The sequence below is a fragment of the Haloferax sp. DFSO52 genome (assembly GCF_048158745.1).
Taxonomy (GTDB): Archaea; Halobacteriota; Halobacteria; order Halobacteriales; family Haloferacaceae; genus Haloferax.
This window is the reverse complement of record NZ_JBLOPB010000001.1, coordinates 750598-774984: the sequence shown is the minus strand read 5'-3', so window position 1 is coordinate 774984 and position 24387 is coordinate 750598. Positions and strand designations below refer to the sequence as shown.

Sequence of the window (24387 nt, the reverse complement as noted above, 5' to 3'; positions counted from 1 at the left end):
GAGGTGTGTTCAATTCAGTCGTCGTTCTGTTCGTAGGCATCGAACCAGCCAGTGACGGTCTGCTCGAGCGCCCCGGTCGTACTCCCGAGGTTCAGCATCTGGTAGCCCTTCGTCGCTTTTTCGTTGACATCATCCATCCCGAATCCGAGACCTGCGATAGGGACACCCGCATCGACAGCCTTCGATCGAACCGTCTCGACGGCTTCCTGCACCATCGGATGATCTATCTCACCGGGGTGACCGAGCGACACCGAGAGGTCGAACGGGCCGATGAAGACGAATCCCAGGTCCGGGACGGCCAGGATGTCGTCCAGGTTCTCGATGGACGCCTCGGTCTCGATGGTCACACCGACGAGGGTTTCTCTGTCTTCGGTCGCAATGTAATCGTCAGCGAGACCCCAGCGAGACGCCCGTGGCGAGGCCAGTCCTCGATCACCGGGACCATCGTCGTAACGGAACCGTGCGGATCGAACCGCATCGCGGACTTCGTCGGCGGTTTCCACGCGGGGGAGGAACACGTTTCTCACACCGAGGTCCAGCGCTTTTCGGACGAGCGTTGGATCTGTATCGGGAAGTCGGAGAAGTACTTCCACGTCCGTCCGTTCGGCTGCGCGGAGCAGGTCTTCCAACTGACGTGCATCCCACGGGTCCGGTCCACCGTGTTCGAGATCCACCCAGACGAAATCGACGCCGAGTTCACCGTAGAACTCCACGAGCGTCGGGCTGTACGTATTGTCGAGGACGCCGAGAGCGACACCTCCGTCCTTCAGGGTTGCGGCGAGGTTGTTGGCGGGCTGTGAAGCCTTCATAAACTAGTGGACGAGGTATTACTCTTCGGTACGTTTTCGGAGCTTGTCGATTCGGGCCTGGACGTCGTCGATCGCCTCTCGAACCTCCTCGCGGGCCTCACCACCCGCCTCTTTCGACTCGTCAATAACCTCGTCCAACTCCTTGCGCACCTGGTCAATCGCCTTATCGGCGCGCTTGAATCGGTCTTTCTTTTCGTTGCTCATCGTAAGTAGAGCATTCGGGACACTCGACTAATACAGGCCACATTTTCATAGCACACTTAATTGTGATTAATCGAGAGACAGGTGATAGTCGGACGACCGCTGAGTGGATCGGCCTTACGTCCACAGAGAATCTGTCATGGAATCGCGATCGGTACAACCCGTCGTCGTCGTCGTCGTCGTAGTAGTCGAGTGGGCTGTCCATCTCGGCGCGGTCGTGCTCGGCGACGACGAGTTCGCTCTCGACGACCGTGGGGTTCGGGGCCCGGTCGTCGGAGAAGTCGAGGCCGGGCGCTGCGGCCGACACCGTCCCGACGAGCAGGAGCGCGACCATGCCGAGTGCCGCCACTAGGAAGGCTCCCTCGCGGAGTGTCACGCCGACCACCCCCGTATCCGGGGTGGGGTTCGTCTGTCCGTGCGTCCGTTCCGTAGCGGCTGTGAGCCGCCGTGTGTGCCAAACATTCGGAGTCCGAGGCGTCTGCCTCACTTGCCACGGAACACAGCCGGGTACAAGATAGGAAGCGAGAAACGAAGGTGAGAGACGTGTATTTGAGCGCAACCGAGCCGTGTTCTCGGCCGCAGGTATGGTCCATGTATTCGCGCATATCGGGGAATCGGCGCCAGCAGGAGAGGCACAGCACAACGTGGCCGACCTTTTCAGAGTCCGGCACGAGTGGCGGGGAGTGTCCGATATCGTTGACTTGGTTCTCGGCCGACGAGAACCGCGTTCCGTCACGGTCCACGCACCTCCTCGCTCACGGGATTCGGCCGAGGGTCGTCGCGCGGGCGCCGACCACCGCGACGACGAGCGTGGCCCCGATGACGAGTGCCGTGACACTCTCCACGGAGAGGCCGCCGACCAGGGCGAACAGCGGCAGACCGACGGCGCCCACCACGGCGGCGATGGCGGCCGAGACGGACGTTCCGCGCACCAGTTCCGCGTCGGTCGCCGAGTCGTCGCCGTGGACCCGCCCGTGGTGGAGGAACTCGACGAGCTGTTCGGCCTCGTCGCGGAGGACGACCGTTCCGCGGTTCTTGTCGAAGTCGACGACGTCGGCCCGGTCCATCCGGGGGAGGTGACACTGGTAGAGCCCGATGTAGACCCGCTTGCGCTGGCTCGAGGAGAGCTGGTCCACGTCGATGCCGTTCTCCAGGGCGGCGATGTGCTCGGCGAGGTCGCTCAGCGTGGACCGCCCACCGTGAGCGAGCAGGTACTCCAGCGTGTCGCGCCGACGCCTGTTCATCAGTATCTCGAACGTCGTGTCGAGCGAGAAGTCTCCGACGGTGGCACGCCCGTCGGGTTCCGTATCGGACTGCGCCCGGTCCGGGGACGGCCGTCGCCGGTCTTCGATCGCAAAGCTGAGTTCGTCATCGGGGGATTCGTCATCGGGGGATGCAAGTACGTTACGTAGCTTCATCAGACACCCGACAACCGTTCCCCAAATGTCTAAAGTGACAACAATTTACTGACCGAGACGTTTTTGATTAACTGAGTGACTTGGCTTCCTCCACCGTTGGCGTTGACACGTTCGTCCCTGAACTGGTCAAGCACGATGGATCAATATTGGCTCTACCGAAATCCGTCTCAACTGACATTCGAAGAAAAGACTCTTCGACCACCCACATTGCCAGTAGCTGCGCTCGAATCGCATCTCAACCTAGTCATTTCGATTCCAGATCACCGTCGAAAGCATCTGAAACGTAACTCCGGAGATCCACGAAGGTATGGGTAAGAGACAGCGCTAAACCACGGGGGTTTCTCCTCAAACTTCGTAAACCCTAATAGGGTTACCCGCCAAGCCACCAGCCATAGAGCTGTGCCTGCTCGTCAGTGTCGGGATGCTTCTTCGAGTCGCCGTAGGTCTTCCCCTTGAGCAGTTGACGTTCGACCGCGTTCGCGGCGAGTCGGAGAGCGTGGGTAGCGCCGTAGCCTTCTCCGTCGGCCGTGAAGTAGCCGCGGTCGGTGACCAGTCGAATCCGTGCCAGCACCAGCGGCACACCCCGATTTTGCTCCTTGTGCTCCTGCAGTTCGATACTGGCCTTGATCACGGTCATCTCACCGTACTTCGAGGTGACACTCTCGATCAGCGCGGAGACATCGTCGTAGTCCATCCCCTCCAGCAGCTCGAGGCCGAACACCTGGACGGCGTTCCGGTCGTCGCGCTCCCAGGTGAGCGCCTCGATGACGTCCGTCTTCGTGATGATACCGACCGGGTCACCGGTTCCCTCGGCCGTGACGACGAGCGACGAGACTTCCCGCTCGAACATCGTCTCGACGACTTCGTCAAGCGTCGCGCTCCGCTCGACCGTCGCGACTGCGTCGGACATCAGGTTCCGCACTGGCAGGTCGAGCATCCGGTCGGCATCACCCTCGCGTGCGCCGAATCCACCACGGTTCTGCCCACCACCGGCACGGCCACCGAAACTGCTCGACGAACCACCTTGACTCTTGCTGCCGCCTCGCGTCGTGAAATCGATGACGTCGTACAGGCTCAGCAGTCCCACGAGGTCGCCCTCGTCGACGACCGGGAGATGGGCGATTCCGGCTTCTCGAAGCAGATTGAGCGCTTTCCCGATCGTGGTTTCAGGGGTCGCACTGACCAATTCCGCCGTATACGCGTCTTCGACGGTCGCTGCGTCGAGAAACGGACGGACAGCCTCGAGCACGGCATCGCCAGTCACCACACCGACGACACGGTCATCGCGGAGTACGGGGAGCGTTTTGGCGTCGCTTCCGATCATGAGTCGGGCGACCTCGCGGACATCTTCGGTGCGGTCGACCGTCGGGACGTGCTGTACCTGTGAGCCGACCTTTGCCGAGGGTTGGTTGGACGAGGAAGCAAGCTGTCGGCGGCTAACGACCCCGCGATACTCGTCACCGTCTGTTACGATGACGGCATCGAGTTCCTGATTCTCGAACGCCCCGGCGACCTTCGAGAGCGGTGTACCGATGTCGAACTCCGTGAATTTTGGAGAGAGGATGTCAGAGATATCCATGTGTGACTCTATGGTCAGAGGGTCGCTGGACGGTTATGCTTGTTCCACTCCCTATCCACTCGGTGCAGGCCTGTCTAAGTGACTGTCTCCTGATTTTGAACTACCTGAACCTGCATGAGAATATCTCGACCTTCTTTACCGAACGCTGCGTGATGACTCCGGGAGCCGGACAACCGCGCCGTACAAGGGCCCGGAGACACGATATCTCACTGTGACAGACGCCGCGTTCGTCGTCGCCATCAAGCCCTCGGCCCGCCGGACCAACGGTGCAGTGGGAACACTCGTCAACAAACGCGGGGCGCGACACGTGTTCAGCTCGCGCGATGACGCCGAGATGTGGGCGAGTGGCCTGACGAGTCGCGGCGGCGTCGCCGTCTGGATTCGCAGCGCCGACCCTCGCGACGAGAGCGACACCGACGCCTATCTGGTCGGTCGGCGAGCGCGAGAACCACCACTCGCTGGCGCGTACGACAAGCGCCGGCGACGGTTGCGGAACGGGGACAGTCGCGAACAGTCTCACTTCGAGACGAGTCGCGAGTGACCTTACTCGTTCGCCGACCCTGGAACTTCCAGTGAATCGATAGTGAGTCGTCGGAGTTCGAGATCTTCGACCTGCGCGTACCAGCCACCGATGCTGTGGATCCGGTCGCCGTCGTCGACGAAGATGGACACTTTCCCCGAGACTTCGGACAACGAGGGATACTTGTTGTCGACGGTCGAGCCCGTGTATTCGAGGTCGACCACAGTTCCCGAAACCACTCGTTCTTCACCGGTCGAGGTGTCGAGGCCGCGAATCGTGACGCCGATTTCTGCTCCCTCGTGGAACAGCGGTGCGGCGTCGACGATGAACTGTCTGATGTTCACGTATTCGATTGGCGGTTCGCTGCCGTGGACCGTGTAGACGAGTTCCCACGGGTCCCACAGCGACGTCTGGTAGTACCAGTGGAAGACGTACGCCAGCGGATAGTTGTTCGCGACGATGCCGAACTGGTACCCCGACCCGGGTTGCGGCGCGAAGCACACTTTCGAGCGGTCGATGAGTGCGACGAACGGCGTGACGAGTTCGCGGAGACTCACTTCAGACGCGACTTCACTGAAGTCGTATCGCTCTTCGAGTGGGTTGCTACCGTTCTGTTCCGGCGAGAGTGAAAGTTTGATGACGACGCCTCGACTCTTGGCTTCGTGGAGAACCGGGCGGAGTCTGTCGAACTGTTCTGTCGTCGCGGCGATTTGAATCTCGTCTTCTGCCTCACGAATGAAGTGTTCTGCTCGCTCGATGACTGTCTCGAGTCGGTTTACGAGCGTCACGTCGTGTTCGCCGAGGTCCGGTGCATCCCACAACTCTTCGATCTCGTCCGCCGTGTCCTCGAACGACGACGCACGTGATCGAAGGTTCTCGATGACTGTGTTGGGGTCGAGCGCTCTCGCGTGGAGGCTCTTCTGTTTGTAGGTTTCGACGAGTCCCTCACTTTCGAGGTCACGAAGCACGTCGTACACCCTGGACTTCGGAACGTCGCTCGCCTCTGCAACTTCGATTGCCGTCGCAGTACCTAGCTTCACCAACGCGAGGTAAACGTCGGCTTCGTACTGCGTGAACCCGGCGTCCTGTAGCGTTTCCCGGACCGTATCCCGTTCCATCGTTGAGAGACCGTACTGACTCACTGGCTTAATCAGTTTTCACTTGAGTGATGAGTGAACTCGTTCACTATTGCAATGAATACAAAGTTGAATCACTACCTCAGTGACTAAATGGCCAAAACAATTTTATATTATGATATGGAACCAACATGATGGTTGAGAGCAATGACCACGAGAGAGACTGATTCGAAGCTGACGCGGCGCACCACACTCAAACTGGGAGCTACCGGCGCATCGAGCGCGCTCCTCGCGGCCCTCGCAGGCTGTACAGGCGATTCTGGTTCGGGGTCCGGAGGCGACAGCGGCGATGGTGGAGGGGACGACGCAGGCGGGTCCGACGGCGACTCGTCCGGTGGGTCGTCCGGTGACCTGGTGACGAAGAACCGAATCGGGAGTGCAGACGCATCGACGACGCTGACGCACTGGCTCCTCCCGACGGCATCACACACCCAAGAGGACAACCCTGAACACGCGAAGGTGTACGAGGAGTTCTTCGAAACGTGGGCGGAGAACCACTCGGATACCAAGATAGAACTCGAGTACCAGACGAACCTCGAACAGATGAAGACGAAGCTTCTCCAGTCTGCCGCGAAGGGGAACGCTCCGTCGATGTCACAGGTGGACTCGTTCTGGGTGCCGAACTTCACGGACCACCTCCAACCAGTCACCGACGCCATCGAAAACCCGGACGACTGGTATCCGTTCGTCAAGGACGTGATGGTCAAAGACGGCGAATGGCAAGCGGTGTGGAAGAACACCGACTGCCGAGCGCTCTACTACCGGCAGGACATGATGGACAAGTACAACGACGGCAACCCGCCGGAGACGTGGGACGAACTCATCTCTGTCGGGAAATCCATCACCGAAAACGAAGACATGGCGGGATACATGTACAACGGTGGGAAGTGGGAGGCGACGACCTTCGACAACCTCGCACTGTTCTGGGCGCAAGGCGGCGACCTGGTCGACGACCAGGGGAACCCCGTCCTCGACGAGAGCGGAAACAAGGAGGCACTGCGCAACACCTTCGAGTTCCTCAAACGGACCATCGACTCCGGAATTACGCCGAAACGCGTCGCCAACATCAACGACTACGCACTCCTCCGACAGGCCGCGCTCAACGACGAGACAGCGATGTTCCTCGGCGGGAACTGGCAGATATCGAACATCAAACAGCAGGTCGACAGCGAAGAGGAAGCCGAGAACTGGCAGGTGTCGAAGATTCCACAGATGGATCCCGACACCGCCTCGACGGGGACCGGTGGGTGGACCGTCGGCGTGTTCGAACAGGACGACGCGAAACGCAGCGCAGCGACGGATTACGCCGGCCTCTTCACGGACAAAGAGAACATGGGCGAGTTCTGTAAGGTCGGTGGCTACCTCCCGACGCGAAAGTCCGTCTTCGAGGAAGTCTCGTACTTCTCCGAGGACCCGTACATGCAGACGTTCAAGCAGTTGCTCAAGAACGGACGTGCTCGTCCGGGGTACCCGATTTACCTCACCATCTCCTCTGAGTGGCAGACTGCCGCCGGGAAAGTCATCACCGGTCAGGCGTCACCGGAAGCGGCCATCGAAACGATGATTCAGAACGTCAACGCGGAAGCGGAGTGATGAGCGTGGCTTCCGAACTGCCTCCCGACCCACCCGCACTCACCGCGGTGTGCGAGACAGTTACAGACAGGCCACTCGACGGGGGTGACTCGGCGTGTCCGTGAGTACGAGCGATGTCTCCCAACGACTGTGGAGTTCGCTGACCGCGGTCAGTGGGTCGTTCGAGCGACTCCAGAACACGCCGGTGACCTGGGTCGCTCCAGCGGCGTTCTTCTTACTCGTGTTCAGGCTCTACCCGCTCGTCGAAGCGGTGCGGATGAGCTTTACCGACATGAGCCTCATCGAACCGGGATACGAGTACGTCGGCTTCGAGTCGTTCGTCAGCGTCGTCTCGTCGCCGTCGTTCTGGACGATGGGGCGAGTGACGATTATCTTCGTCGCCGCGAGCGTCACCTTACAACTCGTCTTCGGGATGATTCTCGCCCTCGCCATCGACTACGGTGTCTCGCACAAACTCTCCGGGACGATATCGACGCGAGTGGCCGTCCTCTCTGCGTGGGTCATCCCGGGAATCGTCATCGGGATTCTCTGGAAGATAATGCTCATCGAGACGAACTACGGCGTCATCAACTACATGCTCTTGCAGGTCGGCTTCGACGTGGTCTCGTTCCTCTCGGACCCGCAGATGGCGCTTCTGTCGACCATCATGGCGAACACGTGGCGAGGGACGGCGTTCTCGATGATTATGCTCTACGCGGGGCTCCAGCAGGTTCCGACACACCTCTACGACGCCGCGAGAGTCGACGGCGCGAAAGCGCTCCAGCGTTTCCGATACGTCACGCTGCCGCAGATCAAGCCGGTCGTGTTCATCAACCTCGTCCTCATCACCATCTACACGCTGAACACCTTCGACATGATAATGAGCCTCACTGGAGGTGGCCCCGGTCACGCCACCGAGGTGCTGGCGCTGTTCATGTACTTCGAAGGGTTCCAGCGGTTCAACCTCGGAGAAGCGGCGGCAGTCGCCGTGTTGATGCTCCTCGTCAACGTGGTGATGACGGCCGTCTACATGCGACTGTTCATCGACGGGGAGGAGATGTGAGATGAGCGTCCAATCCAAGATGGGGTCGTACCTCGACGACTTCTCTGGGTACACGGTCGCGACGTACGCCACGTATCTCATCGCGGGGGCGTTCTTCCTCTTTCCCGTGTTGTGGGTCCTCTCGATGAGTCTCCGACAACCGGGTGAGGTTCTCTCGTACCCCGTTCAGTTCCTCCCGCAGCAACTCACCTTCCAACCGTACGAGCGCGTCATCAACGGGTCGGCGATGCTCACCTGGATTTTCAACTCGCTGAAGATTGCCGTGCTGGAAGTCGTGGGAATCGTCTTCGTGACGGTTCCCGCGGCCTACGCCTTCTCGCGGTTCGACTTCCGCGGGAAGAAGTACGTCCTCTTCGGCGTGTTGCTCTTCCAGATGATCTCACCGGTCGTCATCGTCATCCCGATGTACAACATGATGGCGCAGTTGAACCTCCTCGACTCACACCTCGGTCTCATCCTGCTGTACATCGGCTTGCAGGTTCCCTTCTCCATCTGGCTGTTGAAGAGCTACTTCGACACGATACCGAAGGGGCTCGACGAGGCCGCACGCGTCGACGGGTGTACTCGACTCCAGACGCTCATCTACGTGCTCTTGCCGTCGATGGCCCCCGGAATCGCCGTCGTCGCCATCTTCAACTTCGTCTTCGCGTGGGCGGAGTTCGTCATGGCGTTCACGATTCTCGGTGAGTCTGACCTCTATACGGTCTCTATCGGCCTCTTCTCGTTCCAGGGGCAGTACTCGACAGACTGGCGAGTCATCGCCGCGGCGAGCGTCATCGCGATGCTCCCGCTTCTCATCATGTTCGTCGGTCTCCAGCGATACTTCATCAAAGGACTCGTCGAGGGGGCGGTCAAAGGATGAGGTTTGCGTTTCTCTCGACCCCTGACCGCCGAGACAGACGGCACTCCAGCACGGACCGCACAGCCGAGACGAACCACACACAGCACAACACCGACACACAAATCCAATGTCTACACTCGAACTAAGCAACCTCGTCAAACGGTATCGAGATGAGTCAGAGAGCACCATCGTCGCAGTCAACGACCTGTCCATCGACCTCAACGATGGCGAGTTTCTCGTCCTCGTCGGGCCGTCGGGGTGCGGGAAGTCGACCACCCTTCGCTGTATCGCCGGTCTGGAGGACGTGACCGAAGGGACGATTCAATTCGGCGAACGGGACGTAACAGACCTGACGCCCGAAGAGCGCAACATCGCCATGGTGTTCCAGAACTACGCGCTGTATCCCCACATGACCGTCCGCGAGAACATGGAGTTCGGGCTGAAGATGACGACCGACCTCTCGAAGTCCGAGCGGACCGACCGCGTCGAAGCGAGCGCCCAGATGCTCGGAATCGAACCACTCCTCGACGACAAACCGAAGGAACTCTCCGGCGGGCAACAACAGCGCGTCGCACTCGGACGGGCCATCGTCCGCGAACCTGAGGTGTTCTTGATGGACGAGCCGCTGTCGAACTTGGACGCGAAACTCCGGACAACGATGCGCACCGAGATTCAAGAACTCCAATCTGAACTCGGTGTCACGACGGTGTACGTCACCCACGACCAGACCGAGGCGATGACGATGGGCGACCGCATCGCCGTCCTCGATGGCGGCGAGCTCCAGCAGGTCGGAACGCCACTCGAATGCTATTACGAACCGGAGAACCTCTTCGTCGCGAACTTCATCGGCGAACCGTCGATGAACTTCTTCGAGTTCCAGCCGGTCGGTTCACGACTGGAGAACGACACCCTTCGCTACGAACTGTCGAGTGACCGTCGTACGACAGTCGACGATGTCGACCGGGTGAGTCTTGGAATCCGCCCCGAAGATATCGAAGTCGCGGAGGCCGACGGGCGAAACACGTTCACCGGAACAGTGCAGGTCGTCGAACCCATGGGCGACCAGAACTTCCTCCACCTCGACGTCGGCGGTTCCTCGATCACCGCGGCCGTCGATGGCTCCTACGAAATTCACGACGGCGCAACCATCATGATACACCTCCCAGAATCCAAGATTCACCTCTTCGACACAGAATCGGGTGACACACTCAGCAACTGCCAGCGAACGAACGAGACGATTCCGACCGTTCAGCCGACGCCAGGCGAGGAGGTGGCGTGATGATGAAACTCGCTGCGATTGGCCTCGGCCAGCTGTGTATGCACGAACTGGACTGTTACGACGAGATGGACGACGTCGAAATCGTCGCAGGGGCGGACATCGCGGAGTCGGGCAGAGAGACGTTCGAGTCCCGCTTCGACGCCCCGGTGTACGAAGACTACGAGGAGATGCTCGCCGAACACGCCGACGAACTCGACGCGGTCAACATCGTGACGCCCCACACGCTACACTACGAACAGGCGATGGCGTGTCTGGAGCGGGACCTCCACGTCTTTCTTGAGAAGCCCCTCGTCACTTCGGTCGATGATGCGTCGGACCTCGTACAGACGGCTCGGTCCCGAGAGTTGACGCTCGTCGTCGGGTATCAGCGACACTACCACCCGGTCTACCAGCAAATCAAAGACATCGTCGAGAGCGGCCGACTCGGCGAGATTCACGCGGCGAACTGCTACATGGGTCAAGACTGGATTCGGAAGTTCACGAATGCGTGGCGGACGAACCCCGCCCTCTCCGGTGGCGGCCAGTTGTACGACTCGGGGTCGCACCTCCTCGATACCCTCCTGTGGACGACCGGCTCGACACCCGTCTCTGTCGCGGCGCTCATGGACAACCGCGACCACGACGTAGATGTGAACAGCGCCCTCGCACTCACCCTCGAACGCGATGGGCGACCCATCACCGCGAGTCTCGTCGTCACCGGCGACGGCGTTCAGGATCCGGACACCTACGAGGGACTCGTTATCTGGGGTACCGACGGCCGACTGACGTACAACGAAACCGGACTCACCATCACCGAGCGTGGTGGAGACCCGACGAAGATTCCGGTCGACGACTCGGTCGACTTCAAAGAACTCCTCCGGCGAAAGCTCTCTGACTTCGTCGAGGCCGTTCGCGGGGACCACCCGCCGACCGTTCCGGGGTCGTTCGGACTCACCGTCGTCGCCCTGACCGAAGCAGCCTACGAGGCCACCGAGACGCAATCTGTCGTGCAGGTCGACGGATACGAGACCATCGAAGAGTCCGCGGTCGGGTCACAGGACTGACTGGGTCGCAGACGAGCGAACCCCCGATTTTTTGGGCGGTGTCTCGACTTCGGCGCTTCGTCAGCATCGTGCGCACTACCCGTCAGGCCGGTTTAGGCGCGTAGTACTCCGTCAGCCAGTTAGCGATGCCGTCGAGGCCGGGGAAGAGCGTGCGTCGATTGACGTTCAACTGGTCCAGTCGGTCCCGGAACTCGGCCTTCCGGTCGGCTGGGACGATGATACGACGATACAGGTCTGGTCGATTCTCGAGCCACGTGTCCATGCCGACCGTTGGGTTCGACTGACTCGAGAACAACGCCGCCTGATTGACGATGCGCTGGTCGATAGCAGGTGGTTCGAAGAACAGGACGTAGTCGTCTGCCTGTTCGGCCACGAACGCTTCGATTGCCTCCAGCATATCGAACATCTCCAGCACACCCGCTCTCCGAGATTTACCACCTCCGTCGGTGTACCGGTCCAGTAGGAGGTGAGTGACGTCGTCGAGGAGGTCCGCGTCGAACATCTCGGTGTTCAGGCGTTCGAGCGACTCCCGAAGGAATCCCGGGAGTTGCTCGTGTGTCCGAACGTAATCGACGGCCCAGATCACCCCGTCGGCGTCGGATCGTCCGCCCGTTGCAAAGTACGCGGCGACAGCCGGCGAGTACGTCCAGTCTATCAGTCGTGTCGGCAGCCCGTGATGTTGAGCGATAGCCAGCCGGTAGTACGGTGAGTCCGGAACGTCGATATCCTGCTGGGCGTACTTCAGGAAGTTGCGGAGAAGATGCCCCTCGAGTTCCCAGCGACCAGTCTCACTGACGTACCGCGTGATGGACGATTCGAGCACGTAGTCGGCGTTGGACATCCCGCGGAAGACGAACGGCGACCGATACCGACCGAGTTGCTCGTTCCACGTGTGCTGGCCGAGCACCTCCTGCAGCGCCGACCAGTCCTCGGCGACGACTTCGTTCGACGTGGAGTTACCCATGCTATGAAGAGTCTGTCAGAGAGGATAAGCAGTCTGTCAGGACCGCCGAGAAATCCGACTAGCCGAGAACGTCGTCGTTTCACAAACATCGCGCGGTTCGAGAGACACGGAGGTTTCTCGCGGAGTGACGTTCGAGAGGATCGAGCGCCGAGGGTGAGATTTGAACTCCAGTCGCTCCCTCTCGGTCGCTCCCTAGTTCAAATCTCAGGTCGTCGCACACACGGACACGCTGTCGCGGCGCGACGAGACGCGCCGCTCGAAGCGTGGTGTTCGAGAAATAAGAGCGCCGAGGGTGAGATTTGAACTCACGTGTCCGAATGGACAGTAGATTTCGAATCTACCGCCTTGGCCGGGCTAGGCTACCTCGGCTTCCATCGTCATCTCTCTCGCGGATAGTTTAATCCGTTTCGATTTACCGAGGCTGCGAGTGGTGTGACCGAGGGACGAAACCGGGGCGCGTCGGCGTCGCCGACCACTGTTACTAAGTCACACGCAAACGGGGTTGTCCCATGGACATCGATACGGCGAGCGAGACGTGTACACAGGTTCTCGACGCCATCTCGGAGGCGGTCATCGCCGAACGGTCGTTTCTCGAGACGGTCCTCACCGGCGTCCTCGCCCGCGGACACGTCCTCCTCGAAGACGTTCCCGGAACCGGGAAGACGCTCACCGCACGGAGCGTTGCGACTGCGCTTGGGCTCTCGTTTTCTCGGGTGCAGTTCACCCCTGACTTGCTCCCCGCCGACGTGACGGGAACCAACATCTACGACGAACGCGACCGGTCGTTTGAGTTCTCGCCCGGCCCAATCTTCGCCAACGTCGTCCTCGCGGACGAAATCAACCGCGCGCCGCCGAAGACACAGGCGGCCCTCCTCGAAGCGATGGAAGAAGGACAGGTGACCGTCGATGGCGAGACACACCAACTTCCGAAACCGTTCTTCGTCATCGCCACCCAGAACCCCGTCGAGCAAGAAGGAACGTTCACACTCCCTGAAGCGCAGGTCGACCGGTTCGTCGTGAAGTCTGCAATCGGCTATCCGGACCTCGACGGCGAAGTCGAACTGCTCCGACGACGCGCCAGTCGAGAAGACCAGAGTCCGACCATCGACCGAGTGCTCGACCGTGATTCAGTCGTCGCGATTCGACGCGCGCCCGAGCAGGTTCGCGTCGACGACGACCTGTTGCGCTACATGGCCGAACTCACGCAGACGACGCGAACCGACCGCCGTGTCCGCGTGGGAGTCTCACCGCGAGGTACCCAACGGCTGTTCGAAGCCTCGCGTGCTCGTGCAGTCATCGAAGGCCGGCCGTTCGTCACTCCAGACGATATCAAACGCGTCGCCCAGTCGGTTCTCGCGCACCGTCTCGTTCTGACGCCGGACGCGCGCGTCGAAGACGTTCAGAAAGCGGACGTGATACGCGACGTGCTCGACCGAGTGGAAGTCCCGACGGTCGAGTAAGTCATAGTTCAGCGTCTGACCGCCGCGACGAGGGCGATTGCACCGACCAACAGCAACACGACGGCAGTGAGTGGTTGCCCACCCGATGCACCCAGCCAGAGCGCGTAGACGATACCAGCAGCGACGACGAGAACGACCAGCGTCGTCGCCGCGTGAACGGTTTCGAGGCGAATCGTCGACGTCTCTCGGCCGAGATGTTCGCCGACTGAGAGTGCATTCTCTGCGACGTCCCACGCCAGAATCGACGCCACGGCCGTGAGAAGCAGTGCCTCTGTGCCACCCCCACCGACACCGGCGAAGAGCAGAGCGAGGAAGAAGATGCCACCCGCTGCATCGAGTGTCCGACGGGACCCCTGTACTAATCCGGCGGCCAAGACGAGCGTGCCGACGAGGCCACCGAGCGCCGCGGTCGCTGTCGTGAATGCGAGTGCGAGCGTCGCGAGTCCGGCCGCCGACACCGCCATCGCAGTCCCCGTACGAGTCGGCCGGCGAGTGATTTTACTCATCGTCGTGGCACCTCCCGGTGCGCCGTTCGGTGCTCATCGTGACCATACTCATCGTGACCATACTCATCGTGACCACCCCGACTCGGCCCGCGCGAGCGCGACGGCGAGCGGTTCGTCTCGCCAATCGACGACGCGGATTCCGGACCGTCGCAACTCACGGAGACGCAAGTCACGCTCGAGGCGAGCGAGTCGTCGACCGATAGTTCCTGTCGCCGTCGGGTCGGGTGAGACGACGGTGACAGCGTGTCCGTACGCCTCTAGTCGACGGGCGACGGAGACGGCCTGGTCGTCCGTGAGCGGCGAGCAGAAGATGACCTGTGCGTCACTGGAGAGTCGCCGCCGCAGCCGTTTCTCTGCGATGGACAGGAAAAACGCGGTTTTCGGCGGCGTCGGGGCGAACGCAGCGTGGGTCGCGAAGAGTCGTCTGGCACGGGCACGGTGCTCGTCACCCGAAGACGGTTCGAGCCAGCACTCGTTCGGGCCGAGTGCGGCCATGCCGACGCTGTCACCACTGTCGAGGAGCGCCGAAAACGCGACACTCGCGGCATCGACACACCGTTCGACTGCCGTCTCGGCCTCGGAATCCGGAGCGACGTGTGCTTCCGAGCGAGTATCGACGACGAGGACGACAGTCGCGGCCCGTTCTTCGCGGAACTGTACCGTCGCGAGTTCGCCAGTTCGCGCCCGACGATTCCAGTCGATACGTCGAATCGGGTCGCCGTGGCGGTACTCGCGGATGGACGTGAATTCGAGTCCGGACCCCGAAACGTCGGTCTCGACGCGCCCGGCGTATTTCGAGGTGAGTCCACGAAGCGGCAGGTCGGCTGTCGCCGCCAGTTCGGGTTCACACCGGAGCGTGGTCTCGGTGAGAACTGTTTGCCGGTGTTCGACTGCACCACTCGGGTCACGGGCGACGACGACTGTTTCGGCCCACGTGTGCTCGCCACGAACTGCCGTGACGGTGTACGTCACTGTCGCCGTCGCACCAGGTCGGAGTGCCGTCCCGAGACGCGCAGGACCGCCTGAGACGGCCAGCGCCGGTGGAACGCCATCGACGATTCGAAGGTCGAAGAGCGTCCGCGAGCCGTCGTTGGTGACCGAAATCGTCACCTCGACATCCTCGTCCGAGTCCGGTGTCGTATCCGAGAGGTCTCGTTCGATGGAGAGCGTCACGTCGGGACCCGTCGCGATGCGGACGTACCCCAGAAAGACGACGCCCATGCCAGCGAGTAAGAGCGGTGCTGGTTCGCGGACGAACACACCAACTGCGGCGGCGATGAGGACGAGCCCCTCCAGTCCGGTCCAGCGGTCCGTGTCGAATCCGCGGGTCATCGGTCTGCTCCGGATGGGGTGGTGTCGCCATCGCCACCATTTGCGGGGGAAGACCCGATATTCTCTATCGCCGCGAGCGTTCGTTCGACGCGGGCGACCAGAACGGCCTGTCTGGACACGAGCAGTCGAAGACGGAACCGAAGCGGGACCGAAACAGGTGCGCCGAGGAAGCGGGCCGCAACGACATCATCTGTCCAGGCCCCGGTTTCGATGAGCGTGCTGGCGTCCGCTGGCGTTCTCCCGTCCCGAAGGACGAGCGCTCGCTTCGCGCGCTGTTCGAGGCGTGTGACGAGTCGTTCACGAGTGTTCCAGGCGTGGTTCGACATGGCCACGACGAGGTCGTCGTCGAAGTCGTCACCGGGGACAGGAACGTCGATGCGGACTTCTGGGTCGCTGGTCGTCGTCGTCCGAAACGGCGTGCGCCGACGGCGTTGGACGTATCTGAGTCCCTGTATCGCGCCGAGGACCGCCACGAGTGTGAGAATCAGGTCGGAGAGCTCGAGGCCGAGTGAGACACCCGCGACGAGTGCGAGCCCGAGAGCGGTGGCGACGATGCCGACGAGGTACGCGAGCGAGCGAGCCCTACTCATCGATGTTCGTCTCCTTGTTCTGTTCCTCGCTCTCCGTGTTCCGTTCTTCGCGAGTTCTGTCTGTGTGCGTGTCTGTCCGAGCATCGGTCGGCGCGTACGTCGATTCGATATTTCGGAGGGCTTCGACCGCTCGACGCTCACGCGCCTCCGTCGCTTCGATGCCGCCGTACCGAACCGCTTCGAAGAGCGTCGTGAGTTCGGTCACGTCGTCTCGGGCCATGCCGGCATCGACGGCAGCAGTCGCGAACTCTGCAGGCGTCGCTGACTGACGATTCGGCACGTCCAGGAGCTCCGTCATCTCTGCCCACGCGCGATACACTTCGTTTTCGACGTCTGTCTCACCTGATTCGATGCGCTCGGCGGCAGCACCGGCAACGTGGCCGACGGCCGCGACGTTCGGACGAGATTCGGGGGCGAGTTCTTGGTCACTGTCGTCCGGCGAATCACTCGTTCCAGTGACGAGCATCACGAGTGCGATGGCCAGTGCCCCGACGAGGAAGATACTGAAGAGTATCATCGGTGGAGAGACGCTCTGTACTCCGTCCGCACCGGAACCGAGGCTCCCAGCGCCACCGGGGGAGAACAGTGAGATGTTCCCTGCGGCCGTTGCGGCACGCGTCGAAAACGAGAATGTTCTGTTGCATGCGGTCAGCAATCCGAAGATGAGCACGACAGGCGGTCCGAGTGCGAAGACGACGGCAATAGGCGGGAGAAGTGAGCGAGTCTCCCAGTAGGCGTAGCCACCGAGGAGGAGAAATCCGGCGGCGACGAGAGCGAGGACGCTCGGTGAAAGAAGCCACGGAAGACACGGCGTTGGAAGACTGATACCCTCGGCGTCGCCGGAGAGCGGGTGGAATCCGGTGTCGTCCGTGCGGCCAACACCATCGCCACCGGCGTCACCAGTACCGAACCCTGTCGAACCGCCGTCTGTCACGACAGTCGAGTCGATGGTTGCCGCAGCGATGGCGAAGGCCACCACGGCGAGGAGGGCCAACGCGAGAGCGCCGAGAGTGGAGCGGTCCACGACAACACATAGCAGTATCCGAGGTATAGACATTTCGAGGGACAGCGCCCGCAACACGTTTCCAGAGACAGCATCTGCAACATGCGCCGAGACAGACCACTCTTGCACGTGAACACACACCCGGGACGACACAGTGGAGGGGTGACGACTCAGCCCTGCCACACCACGTTTACAAGTAAATTTCCAGCGTCAAATGTGAACTGAGTCACCCCACAGACACCACTGTTGCAAGTGAAGCACAACGAGGAGGGGGAGGGGGTAAGGTGCAACGAGGGCGAAGAGCAGGTGAGGTACAACGGGGGTGGGGAGGGGGTGAGTCCGGAGAGACCACTGTGACAAGTGAATTACGTCGGGGTAGACGGAACGATTACCCACCACGGTTGCAGGTGAATCGGGGATTAAACGACGTTATTTGGTTGAATTGCGTCGATTCGAATCACGTGTGACGGCGGGTCCGACTGCCCCATCATGTCAGCGCTTTAGTTGAACGTCCGCTCTGTTGTTCTTCTAGCGACTCTCGTCTCTCGGCTTCACTTGCAACAGTGGGGTGTGTCTGTCCGAAGTGGAGTTTGTTCACTCACAACCAGATTCAGTACGAGTGTCTGGTCCGGCCACTGTCGAAGAGAAGACCCCGACTTCGGTAGCCAGTCCAGAAATTCACATGTATCAGATGAAATCGCGGTTTTAAATACGGGGACGGGACAACGACCCGATGGTAATGCGCCGGTTCGAGCGAAAACAAAACGTCTTCGTCAACAAGGACGCCCTTGGTGAATCCTACAAACCCGAGCGCATCGAAGAGCGCGACGACGAGATCTCGGAGTACATGGACGCACTCCAACCAGTCGTCGACGGGTGGGAACCGAACAACGTCTTCCTCTACGGAAACACAGGCGTAGGAAAGACGGCGGTGACCGAGTTCCTCCTCGAGATGCTCCTCGAAGACGTCTCACAGTACGACGACGTCGACTTGAGCGTCATCTCTATCAACTGCAAGACGCTCAACTCCTCGTATCAGGTCGCCGTCGAACTCGTCAACGAACTCCGACCGGGCGGCGCGGAGATTAGTTCGACCGGCTATCCACAACAGACAGTCTTCAAGAAGTTATTCGAAGAGTTAGACGACGTGGGTGGGACCATCCTCATCGTCCTCGACGAAGTCGATTCGATTGGGGACCGTGACGAACTCCTCTACGAACTCCCCCGGGCACGCTCGAACGGCAAACTCGACGACGCGAAAGTCGGCCTCATCGGTATCTCGAACGACTTCAAGTTCCACGATCAACTCGACCCGCGCGTTCAGGACACACTCTGTGAGCGCGAACTTCACTTCCCGCCGTATCAGGCCCCCGAACTCCAGAACATCCTCGAATCGCGGGCCGACGTCGCCATCGCAGCGGACTCGTGTGAGGAGGGCGTCCTCAACCTGTGTGCTGCACTCGCCGCCCGCGACAGTGGAAGCGCCCGACAGGCACTCGACTTACTCCGGTTGGCAGGCGAACACGCCGAGAACAACGACGACGACCGAATCACCCTGAACCACGTCGATATCGCTCGACAGAAACTCGAACAGGAACGTGTGGTCGAAGGGATGCGCGAACTCACCGAAAACGGTCACTTCGCACTGCTTGCAGTCGTCTCGAAGGCGGCCCACGACGAGACGCCATGCCGGATGCGTGACCTGTATCAAGAGTATCTTCGACTGTGCAACTCCGCCGGCATCGACCCACTGGCCCAGCGGTCGGTCCACAACCACCTCTCGGACCTCCGCATGCTCGGCATCCTCTCGGCCGAAGAGAACCGAACCGGGTCGCGTGGAAACTACTACAGTTACGCGCTCGACGTTCCATTTTCGAGTGCGATGGAAGCGCTCTCGGACGTGCTCGCACTCGACTCGGTCTTAGACGAGATTCGAACGACTGCACGGAAGACCAAAGCAGTCTGAACACTGGCACCTCGGGCCACTGCGGTGTTGTTCTCAGGCTGGGCGGTTCTGCTGGAAGAGTCGCCACAACAGCAGCACGCTCGCGATAGAGAAGGCGACGAACAAGATGAGCGCTGCCGTACTCGGGGCACCGCTGAAGACGGTATCTGCCTGGCTTATTGCCCCCACGAGTGTGAGGACGAAGAGCAGAATTAACCCAGTTCGACTCGGACCAGTCGAGTCATCCATACCCAATCATGTACTCGTACATACATGAGTGTGCTGGGACCACCAACTCGGTCGAGACGACTTACGACGACGACGATTCGTCCGTCTCGTCAGTCTCGTTCTCTTCGTCTACTGTTTCGCCAGTCTCGTTCTCTTCGTCTACTGTTTCGCCAGTCTCGTTCTCTTCGTCTACTGTTTCGCCAGTCTCGTTCTCTTCGTCTACTGTTTCGCCAGCCTCGTTCTCTTCGTCTACTGTTTCGCCAGCCTCGTTCTCTTCGTCTACTGTTTCGCCAGCCTCGCCCGCTTCGTCAACTGCTTCCACAGCCTCGCCCGCTTCGTCCTGTGCTGCCGTTTCGATAGTCACACTCTCCGACACAGACGGTTCGCGTGCGTGTTCTTCAGAACGAAGTTCTTCCGCACGCAGTTCCGCTCGCGTGTAGGCGTCGTAGATGGCGAAGAGCCACACTGCTGGAAACAGAATGAACCCGACGAACACGAGTGTCGAGAAGGCTGCGAAGATGGTCGCGACGACGAACACGAGTCCACGCTCGAGTTCGCGATTGTATATCTGACCGAGTCCCGGAAAGAGCGCCGAGAGGACGGCCGCGACGAACGGGTTGCCACCTTCTAAGAGGTCGTCGAGCGCCGAATCGACCGACGACTTCGGCGGCGGGCGCTGGCGGACGCCGCACGATGGGCAAATCTCTGCCTCCCTGTCGATGACGGCCCCACAGTTTCGGCAGAACAGTTCGTGTGGTCCACGCTCTCGACCGGGTGTTTCAGAAGGGGATGTCGACATGGGAGAGATAGTTCTCGAACGAGCCTAAAAGGCTCTGTTGAAATCTGCATTCTCTGAGAGTTTGTTGGGGGCGTGCTGAATAGAAAGCGCGAGTCCGTTCGATATGAGCATCTGGGTGGAGAAATTACGTTCTCGTCTTCGTGGCGAGAGCAGTATGCCGAATGCTTATACAGTTTATCGGGCAACTATGGATAAGATGGCCAGTTCGACTCGGAACGGCGACGCCAACGATGGCGAGATTCGTCTCTGGCAAGAGGACGGCTGGTGGATCGCGAAGGACGTCGATACGGGCGTGACCACGCAGGGAGAATCCAGAGAGGAGGCACTGGACAACCTCGACGACGCTGTCGCAGTCCATACCGGGAAACGTGGTCGTGAACCGACGGACGAAGAACTTCGTGCGCTGGGAATCGACCCTGAGAACAACACCACTGGCGACCAAGAACCGCCGGATGTCCTCGACTAATCGATGGGTCGGCGAACGTTCTCCGGAATGGAGGTAGTGAAGGTTCTAGTCAACGTCGGTGGATTCGAGTGGCGACGAACGACTGGGGACCACGCCCAACTGTACTACGAACACCCGACGAACGAAACAGACCGCTGGCAGGTGACCGTCCCGCTGCATAGCGAACTCCGTACCGGGACGCTCCGGAGCATTGCTGAGAATGCCGGAGCACACGATTTCGATGCCTTCTGTGAGTGGATAGACGAAAACGCCTAATCCCGCAACAAAGAGACGGGTCTAATCGCTATTGTCGAATCGTGAGTCTGCTTTCTTGTTCGTGCTGACTACAACGCGCGAGTCGGTCATCGAATAAGAAAGAACGGTGACAGTATCGGAACCGTTAGACGGGAACCACACATTCCACCAATAATGGATGTTAAACAGGCGATTCTCGTCGAGTTGTTCGCATTAGTGCTAGTTACATTTGGAGGATTCTACTGGCTTGTCGAGCCCGGAAGCAGTTTCCAGCTGGTGGTCAATCTAGGAATAGTCGTCGGCGCGGTTGGGGTGGTTGCAGGGTTCGTAGGCGAGAGTGAATAACTCAACCGTTCATCACGCGAATCTAGTCTCTATATCGAACTCGCTTTCTGCTGAACTCAACCCTCTGTCTGTGTCACGCCAATCCTATCACGGTCTGCGGGTTTCAACAGCGACGCCTCAAGATACCTCACGAGAGAACCGCGGTCACACACAGTACATGAAGGGGTTGACGAGTGCCACTCGGTCGTCGTCTTCGAGTTTGGTATCTAGACCATCGAGATTCTCGTTGAAGTGGCCGTTCACCATCACCCGAGCGTATCTTCGCGTCTGTTCGCCTTCCGGGTTCTTCCGCCACGTCCCGGGGAGGTTGTCAGCTTTGACCCATCCGCGAGTCGTCGCATCTTCTTCTCGCTCCGCCATCACCAGGTTGCGAACGTCGTACTCGTCGAAGAACGCGTCGAGGAACTCACGGAGGGTGTCGCCCTCGAACGTGTACTCGAGTCGGTGTGTTCCGATTGCCGTCCGAACGTGACCGGTGAATCGTGCCTCGACAGTCGTGGTCGTCTGTGGCGCGCGCTCCGTGGTGTCGATAGCCTTCGTATCCATAGACGAAAGATACGCGTGCAAACGGTATCAACGACAACCCGAACATATTCGCGTATTCCTGTGTTTCAGACACGTTACCTTCTGAATTTGGGAGCATGTCGTGTCTGGTATATAACACATAAAGTAAGAATATTGACATAGGTTGATTACGTCAGGCTGTCTATAATTGGCATGTTAGAGTGGTGTCGCCACCGGGCAGAGAAATATTTCCGCGACAAAGCACCTCGGAGGGTACGAATCGCTGGGTACGTCTCTCGATTACAACCGAGGGTAGCGTGAACCGATTCGCACGCCTCGACGTGGATAAAGCGAGACAGCGATTCGAAGGGCCAACGCGGCCATGACGACAGTCCTCGTGACCGACGGTCAGACTCGAAGCGCCCTCGCAATCGCTCGGTCGCTGGGTCGTCACGGTGTGCGCGTCGTCTGTGGTGAGTCGACCCGACTGGCGACCACGTTTGCGTCGAAACACGTCGACGAGCGATTCGTCTATCCAGACCCTCGGGTCTCCCCCGACGCGTTCATCAGCACGCTCCTCAGGTACCTCCAGACCCACGACATCGACGTGCTCCTCCCGGTCGACCACGAATCGACGTACCTCATCAACAAACACCGTGGGTTACTGGCCGAACACACACTCGTCCCAGTCGCTGGGGCCGACAAGTTCGACCGGCTCGTGCAGAAGGACCTCGTGATGCAACAGGCCGCGAGGCTCGGAATCCCACACCCACGGACTGTCTATCCGAAAAGCGCCGACGAAGCGGTCGAACTCGCCGCAGTCCTGACGTTTCCGGTGGTCGTCAAACCACGAACGTCGGCAGGGGCGAAAGGTGTCCAGTACGTCGACGACCCGTCGTCGCTCCGTCAGGCGTACCACACTGCGAGTCAGTGGGGGCCGAACCCAATCGTCCAGGAACAGATTCCACAGGAGGGCCGCGGAATGGGTGCGGCGTTCCTCCGGTGGGACGGCGAGATAATCGCCCGATTCGAGTACCAGCGCCTCCGTGAGTTCCCGCCCAGTGGTGGTGCCTCGACGCTCCGCGAGAGCATCCACGACGACCGACTGTTCGAAGCGGGGAAGGCGCTCCTCGAAGACGTGGACTGGCAAGGTGTCGCGATGGTCGAGTTCAAAAACGACCCGCGGACAGACACACCACAACTGCTCGAAGTGAATCCCCGATTCTGGGGGTCACTCCACCTCCCGTATCGGTCAGGCGTCGAATTTCCGTGGCTCTTGGTGCAGTGCGCACTGGGAGACGCTCCGGACCCAGTGCTGACGTATCCTGCCGGAGACCGCTGTCGGTACTTGCTACCCGGAGATTTGATCAATCTGTTCAGTCGACGCGATATGGACGCACTCCGCGAGTTCTTCCCACTCGTCGAACCGGGCGTCTCCTTCGACATCCTCGACCGGTCGGACCCGCTTCCAGCAGTCGCACAACTCCTCGTGATGGCACGAGAGGCAGTCACCTACGTCTCGTCTTCGTCCTCGTCGAAACAGACGGCTCCGCCCCCGACGATGTCGATTCCGGACCACGGTGACCCGGAGTCATCTTCGGACGACAGAACGACTATCACGCCACCCGATGTGTGAGATACTAGCATGTCGATAGACGTGAGCAAGCAGGTGTACGAGTCGGAGGCAACGGGGTGGCAACGGGGACTCTACGACGACCTCAAGACGACGTTTCATGCCCCAGTCGTCAACTGGTTCTTCCGGACGCTGATGGCCAACCAACCGGCGTTTTTTCGGTACGCGTGGGGCCAACTCAAACCAGCCTTCGAGACGCGAGCGTTCGCCCAGTACGAGGTAACCTACCGCGATACGGTTCTGTCCATCCTCGAAGACGACCACGCACTCCCACAGTACACACCATCTGCCGTCGGCGTCTCCCCGGCAGAGTTCCGCGAAGCACACGGACAACTCGCCACACTCGACACGATGGCTCCCCGACTCGCCTTCGTCTTCGAACTCCTCGACACCGCCCTTTCTGGGGAACAAATCGGGTCGTCCCCGAGCGAGGAGTGGGCGGCAACTGCACCGTTCCCGACGCTCGACCGACAACAGAGTCGGTCGGTTACGATGATTCCGTTCGAGGACGTGCCTGACTCACTGGCCGACACAGTGACTGCCATTCGGGAGTACCACGGATTCGACTCGGGCCTCCCGACCATCTACCGAAGTCTCGCACAGTGGCCGTCACTGCTCGACACGATGTGGGATGACCTCGAATCAGTGCTCGAATCGACGGCGTTCGAAGCGGCGTGTGTTTCGTCGTGGTCACACGCCGAAGCGCACGTGTCGTCGCTTCCCTACACACCCCGACTCGCACCGGCCGACCTACGAGAGATTGACCTGACTGACGACGACGTGGCGGCACTGCAAGGGCTTGCAGACCAGTTCCGTCACGGCCCCGTCGAGACGGTGTTGCCGGCGGTGACGCTCTATGCGAACGTGCTCGGGGCGAGTGGTCCTCGAAACGGAATCCAGTAGAACCAGTTCGCGTG

At 60.3% G+C, this 24387-nt stretch carries 26 protein-coding genes, 1 tRNA gene and 1 pseudogene; 14 read left to right on the top strand and 14 right to left on the bottom strand.

All coding sequences use genetic code 11. From position 1 onward, the window contains the following. Window positions 1-14: 14 nt before the first annotated feature. Window positions 15-809: an HpcH/HpaI aldolase family protein gene (locus ACK3SC_RS03985; protein ID WP_416838825.1), complete on the bottom strand. Its 795-nt coding sequence runs from the start codon at window positions 807-809 to the stop codon at window positions 15-17. Between the two features lie 18 nt (window positions 810-827). Then, window positions 828-1013, bottom strand: a complete 186-nt coding sequence (locus ACK3SC_RS03980) for a hypothetical protein (protein ID WP_416838824.1) — start codon at window positions 1011-1013, stop codon at window positions 828-830. A 136-nt stretch (window positions 1014-1149) separates the two neighbouring features. Here ACK3SC_RS03980 and ACK3SC_RS03975 point away from each other — a divergent pair, with 136 nt between their 5' ends. Then, window positions 1150-1362 carry a hypothetical protein gene (locus ACK3SC_RS03975; RefSeq protein WP_416838823.1) on the top strand — a complete coding sequence of 71 codons (213 nt, stop codon included), beginning with the start codon at window positions 1150-1152 and terminating at the stop codon, window positions 1360-1362. A gap of 403 nt (window positions 1363-1765) precedes the next feature. Here the strand turns inward: ACK3SC_RS03975 and ACK3SC_RS03970 are convergent, their stop codons facing one another. Continuing rightward, the gene (locus ACK3SC_RS03970) at window positions 1766-2428 is read right to left on the bottom strand and encodes a hypothetical protein (protein WP_416838822.1); all 663 of its coding nucleotides are present in this window, start codon (window positions 2426-2428) and stop codon (window positions 1766-1768) included. 370 nt (window positions 2429-2798) lie between these two features. After that, window positions 2799-4007: a CBS domain-containing protein gene (locus tag ACK3SC_RS03965; protein ID WP_416838821.1), complete on the bottom strand. Its 1209-nt coding sequence runs from the start codon at window positions 4005-4007 to the stop codon at window positions 2799-2801. A 211-nt stretch (window positions 4008-4218) separates the two neighbouring features. On the opposite strand from ACK3SC_RS03965, the gene ACK3SC_RS03960 reads away from it, so the two are divergent. Next, window positions 4219-4548, top strand: coding sequence for a hypothetical protein (locus ACK3SC_RS03960; RefSeq protein ID WP_416838820.1), 330 nt, complete (start codon window positions 4219-4221; stop codon window positions 4546-4548). A 2-nt stretch (window positions 4549-4550) separates the two neighbouring features. Here the strand turns inward: ACK3SC_RS03960 and ACK3SC_RS03955 are convergent, their stop codons facing one another. Further along, entirely contained in the window at window positions 4551-5645 is a 1095-nt protein-coding gene (locus ACK3SC_RS03955; protein WP_416838819.1) for a TrmB family transcriptional regulator, read from the bottom strand. 165 nt (window positions 5646-5810) lie between these two features. Here ACK3SC_RS03955 and ACK3SC_RS03950 point away from each other — a divergent pair, with 165 nt between their 5' ends. The 5 genes from ACK3SC_RS03950 (at window position 5811) to ACK3SC_RS03930 (ending at window position 11461) form a co-directional block, all read left to right on the top strand. Next, window positions 5811-7256, top strand: a complete 1446-nt coding sequence (locus tag ACK3SC_RS03950; protein ID WP_416838818.1) for an extracellular solute-binding protein — start codon at window positions 5811-5813, stop codon at window positions 7254-7256. Window positions 7257-7356: 100 nt separating this feature from the next. Beyond that, window positions 7357-8298 (top strand): carbohydrate ABC transporter permease, encoded by a 942-nt coding sequence (locus ACK3SC_RS03945; protein ID WP_416838817.1) that lies wholly within the window; start codon window positions 7357-7359, stop codon window positions 8296-8298. A 1-nt stretch (window position 8299) separates the two neighbouring features. Then, entirely contained in the window at window positions 8300-9160 is an 861-nt protein-coding gene (locus ACK3SC_RS03940; RefSeq protein WP_416838816.1) for a carbohydrate ABC transporter permease, read from the top strand. 106 nt (window positions 9161-9266) lie between these two features. Beyond that, window positions 9267-10418 carry an ABC transporter ATP-binding protein gene (locus ACK3SC_RS03935; protein WP_416838815.1) on the top strand — a complete coding sequence of 384 codons (1152 nt, stop codon included), beginning with the start codon at window positions 9267-9269 and terminating at the stop codon, window positions 10416-10418. Further along, window positions 10418-11461 (top strand): Gfo/Idh/MocA family protein, encoded by a 1044-nt coding sequence (locus ACK3SC_RS03930; protein WP_416838814.1) that lies wholly within the window; start codon window positions 10418-10420, stop codon window positions 11459-11461. Before ACK3SC_RS03935 ends, ACK3SC_RS03930 begins: the two co-directional genes overlap by 1 nt. An 82-nt stretch (window positions 11462-11543) precedes the next feature. On the opposite strand, the gene ACK3SC_RS03925 is transcribed toward ACK3SC_RS03930, so the two are convergent. Together ACK3SC_RS03925 and ACK3SC_RS03920 are read right to left on the bottom strand one after the other, a co-directional pair. Continuing rightward, window positions 11544-12425, bottom strand: a complete 882-nt coding sequence (locus ACK3SC_RS03925) for an FRG domain-containing protein (RefSeq protein ID WP_416838813.1) — start codon at window positions 12423-12425, stop codon at window positions 11544-11546. Between the two features lie 284 nt (window positions 12426-12709). After that, window positions 12710-12794, bottom strand: a tRNA-Ser gene (locus tag ACK3SC_RS03920). Between the two features lie 140 nt (window positions 12795-12934). Between ACK3SC_RS03920 and ACK3SC_RS03915 the strand changes: the two genes are divergently transcribed. Beyond that, on the top strand, window positions 12935-13885 hold the full coding sequence (locus ACK3SC_RS03915) for an AAA family ATPase (RefSeq protein ID WP_416838812.1): 951 nt from the start codon (window positions 12935-12937) through the stop codon (window positions 13883-13885). An 8-nt stretch (window positions 13886-13893) separates the two neighbouring features. On the opposite strand, the gene ACK3SC_RS03910 is transcribed toward ACK3SC_RS03915, so the two are convergent. The 4 genes from ACK3SC_RS03910 to ACK3SC_RS03895 form a co-directional block, all read right to left on the bottom strand. Further along, complete coding sequence (locus ACK3SC_RS03910) at window positions 13894-14391, bottom strand: hypothetical protein (protein WP_416838811.1); 498 nt, start codon at window positions 14389-14391, stop codon at window positions 13894-13896. 63 nt (window positions 14392-14454) lie between these two features. Further along, window positions 14455-15723, bottom strand: coding sequence for a DUF58 domain-containing protein (locus ACK3SC_RS03905; protein WP_416838810.1), 1269 nt, complete (start codon window positions 15721-15723; stop codon window positions 14455-14457). Beyond that, complete coding sequence (locus tag ACK3SC_RS03900; RefSeq protein ID WP_416838808.1) at window positions 15720-16313, bottom strand: hypothetical protein; 594 nt, start codon at window positions 16311-16313, stop codon at window positions 15720-15722. The genes ACK3SC_RS03905 and ACK3SC_RS03900 overlap by 4 nt, the downstream gene beginning before the upstream one ends. Continuing rightward, window positions 16306-17337 carry a DUF4129 domain-containing protein gene (locus ACK3SC_RS03895; RefSeq protein WP_416838807.1) on the bottom strand — a complete coding sequence of 344 codons (1032 nt, stop codon included), beginning with the start codon at window positions 17335-17337 and terminating at the stop codon, window positions 16306-16308. The genes ACK3SC_RS03900 and ACK3SC_RS03895 overlap by 8 nt, the downstream gene beginning before the upstream one ends. Before the next feature lie 718 nt (window positions 17338-18055). On the opposite strand from ACK3SC_RS03895, the gene ACK3SC_RS03890 reads away from it, so the two are divergent. Then, entirely contained in the window at window positions 18056-19282 is a 1227-nt protein-coding gene (locus ACK3SC_RS03890; protein ID WP_416839935.1) for an orc1/cdc6 family replication initiation protein, read from the top strand. A 33-nt stretch (window positions 19283-19315) separates the two neighbouring features. On the opposite strand, the gene ACK3SC_RS03885 is transcribed toward ACK3SC_RS03890, so the two are convergent. Both ACK3SC_RS03885 and ACK3SC_RS03880 read right to left on the bottom strand, forming a co-directional pair. Continuing rightward, window positions 19316-19510, bottom strand: a complete 195-nt coding sequence (locus ACK3SC_RS03885; protein ID WP_416838806.1) for a hypothetical protein — start codon at window positions 19508-19510, stop codon at window positions 19316-19318. 244 nt (window positions 19511-19754) lie between these two features. Continuing rightward, a pseudogene (locus ACK3SC_RS03880) lies at window positions 19755-20288 on the bottom strand (zinc ribbon domain-containing protein); the annotation flags it as partial. Window positions 20289-20484: 196 nt separating this feature from the next. On the opposite strand from ACK3SC_RS03880, the gene ACK3SC_RS03875 reads away from it, so the two are divergent. From ACK3SC_RS03875 to ACK3SC_RS03865, 3 genes are all read left to right on the top strand, one after another. Next, a complete protein-coding gene (locus ACK3SC_RS03875; protein WP_416838805.1) occupies window positions 20485-20754 on the top strand; it encodes a type II toxin-antitoxin system HicB family antitoxin in 270 nt (89 codons plus the stop codon). A 3-nt stretch (window positions 20755-20757) separates the two neighbouring features. Beyond that, window positions 20758-21009 carry a type II toxin-antitoxin system HicA family toxin gene (locus tag ACK3SC_RS03870; protein WP_416838804.1) on the top strand — a complete coding sequence of 84 codons (252 nt, stop codon included), beginning with the start codon at window positions 20758-20760 and terminating at the stop codon, window positions 21007-21009. A 153-nt stretch (window positions 21010-21162) separates the two neighbouring features. Next, window positions 21163-21333, top strand: a complete 171-nt coding sequence (locus ACK3SC_RS03865) for a hypothetical protein (RefSeq protein ID WP_411967694.1) — start codon at window positions 21163-21165, stop codon at window positions 21331-21333. Between the two features lie 144 nt (window positions 21334-21477). Here the strand turns inward: ACK3SC_RS03865 and ACK3SC_RS03860 are convergent, their stop codons facing one another. Beyond that, complete coding sequence (locus tag ACK3SC_RS03860) at window positions 21478-21879, bottom strand: MoaD/ThiS family protein (RefSeq protein WP_416838802.1); 402 nt, start codon at window positions 21877-21879, stop codon at window positions 21478-21480. 340 nt (window positions 21880-22219) lie between these two features. Between ACK3SC_RS03860 and ACK3SC_RS03855 the strand changes: the two genes are divergently transcribed. Together ACK3SC_RS03855 and ACK3SC_RS03850 are read left to right on the top strand one after the other, a co-directional pair. Next, the gene (locus ACK3SC_RS03855) at window positions 22220-23473 is read left to right on the top strand and encodes an ATP-grasp domain-containing protein (protein ID WP_416838800.1); all 1254 of its coding nucleotides are present in this window, start codon (window positions 22220-22222) and stop codon (window positions 23471-23473) included. 9 nt (window positions 23474-23482) lie between these two features. Beyond that, entirely contained in the window at window positions 23483-24373 is an 891-nt protein-coding gene (locus ACK3SC_RS03850) for a halocarboxylic acid dehydrogenase DehI family protein (RefSeq protein WP_416838798.1), read from the top strand. Window positions 24374-24387: the final 14 nt, after the last annotated feature.

Coding starts and splice junctions, on each gene's coding strand:
- ACK3SC_RS03910 (WP_416838811.1), bottom strand. CDS start 14,391: ATGAGTAAAATCACTCGCCGGCCGACTCGTACGGGGACTGCGATGGCG.
- ACK3SC_RS03870 (WP_416838804.1), top strand. CDS start 20,758: ATGGGTCGGCGAACGTTCTCCGGAATGGAGGTAGTGAAGGTTCTAGTC.
- ACK3SC_RS03930 (WP_416838814.1), top strand. CDS start 10,418: ATGATGAAACTCGCTGCGATTGGCCTCGGCCAGCTGTGTATGCACGAA.
- ACK3SC_RS03940 (WP_416838816.1), top strand. CDS start 8,300: ATGAGCGTCCAATCCAAGATGGGGTCGTACCTCGACGACTTCTCTGGG.
- ACK3SC_RS03915 (WP_416838812.1), top strand. CDS start 12,935: ATGGACATCGATACGGCGAGCGAGACGTGTACACAGGTTCTCGACGCC.
- ACK3SC_RS03965 (WP_416838821.1), bottom strand. CDS start 4,007: ATGGATATCTCTGACATCCTCTCTCCAAAATTCACGGAGTTCGACATC.
- ACK3SC_RS03950 (WP_416838818.1), top strand. CDS start 5,811: ATGACCACGAGAGAGACTGATTCGAAGCTGACGCGGCGCACCACACTC.
- ACK3SC_RS03850 (WP_416838798.1), top strand. CDS start 23,483: ATGTCGATAGACGTGAGCAAGCAGGTGTACGAGTCGGAGGCAACGGGG.
- ACK3SC_RS03890 (WP_416839935.1), top strand. CDS start 18,056: ATGCGCCGGTTCGAGCGAAAACAAAACGTCTTCGTCAACAAGGACGCC.
- ACK3SC_RS03855 (WP_416838800.1), top strand. CDS start 22,220: ATGACGACAGTCCTCGTGACCGACGGTCAGACTCGAAGCGCCCTCGCA.
- ACK3SC_RS03905 (WP_416838810.1), bottom strand. CDS start 15,723: ATGACCCGCGGATTCGACACGGACCGCTGGACCGGACTGGAGGGGCTC.
- ACK3SC_RS03885 (WP_416838806.1), bottom strand. CDS start 19,510: ATGGATGACTCGACTGGTCCGAGTCGAACTGGGTTAATTCTGCTCTTC.
- ACK3SC_RS03860 (WP_416838802.1), bottom strand. CDS start 21,879: ATGGATACGAAGGCTATCGACACCACGGAGCGCGCGCCACAGACGACC.
- ACK3SC_RS03925 (WP_416838813.1), bottom strand. CDS start 12,425: ATGGGTAACTCCACGTCGAACGAAGTCGTCGCCGAGGACTGGTCGGCG.
- ACK3SC_RS03875 (WP_416838805.1), top strand. CDS start 20,485: ATGGCCAGTTCGACTCGGAACGGCGACGCCAACGATGGCGAGATTCGT.
- ACK3SC_RS03865 (WP_411967694.1), top strand. CDS start 21,163: ATGGATGTTAAACAGGCGATTCTCGTCGAGTTGTTCGCATTAGTGCTA.
- ACK3SC_RS03975 (WP_416838823.1), top strand. CDS start 1,150: ATGGAATCGCGATCGGTACAACCCGTCGTCGTCGTCGTCGTCGTAGTA.
- ACK3SC_RS03985 (WP_416838825.1), bottom strand. CDS start 809: ATGAAGGCTTCACAGCCCGCCAACAACCTCGCCGCAACCCTGAAGGAC.
- ACK3SC_RS03935 (WP_416838815.1), top strand. CDS start 9,267: ATGTCTACACTCGAACTAAGCAACCTCGTCAAACGGTATCGAGATGAG.
- ACK3SC_RS03980 (WP_416838824.1), bottom strand. CDS start 1,013: ATGAGCAACGAAAAGAAAGACCGATTCAAGCGCGCCGATAAGGCGATT.
- ACK3SC_RS03970 (WP_416838822.1), bottom strand. CDS start 2,428: ATGAAGCTACGTAACGTACTTGCATCCCCCGATGACGAATCCCCCGAT.
- ACK3SC_RS03955 (WP_416838819.1), bottom strand. CDS start 5,645: ATGGAACGGGATACGGTCCGGGAAACGCTACAGGACGCCGGGTTCACG.
- ACK3SC_RS03900 (WP_416838808.1), bottom strand. CDS start 16,313: ATGAGTAGGGCTCGCTCGCTCGCGTACCTCGTCGGCATCGTCGCCACC.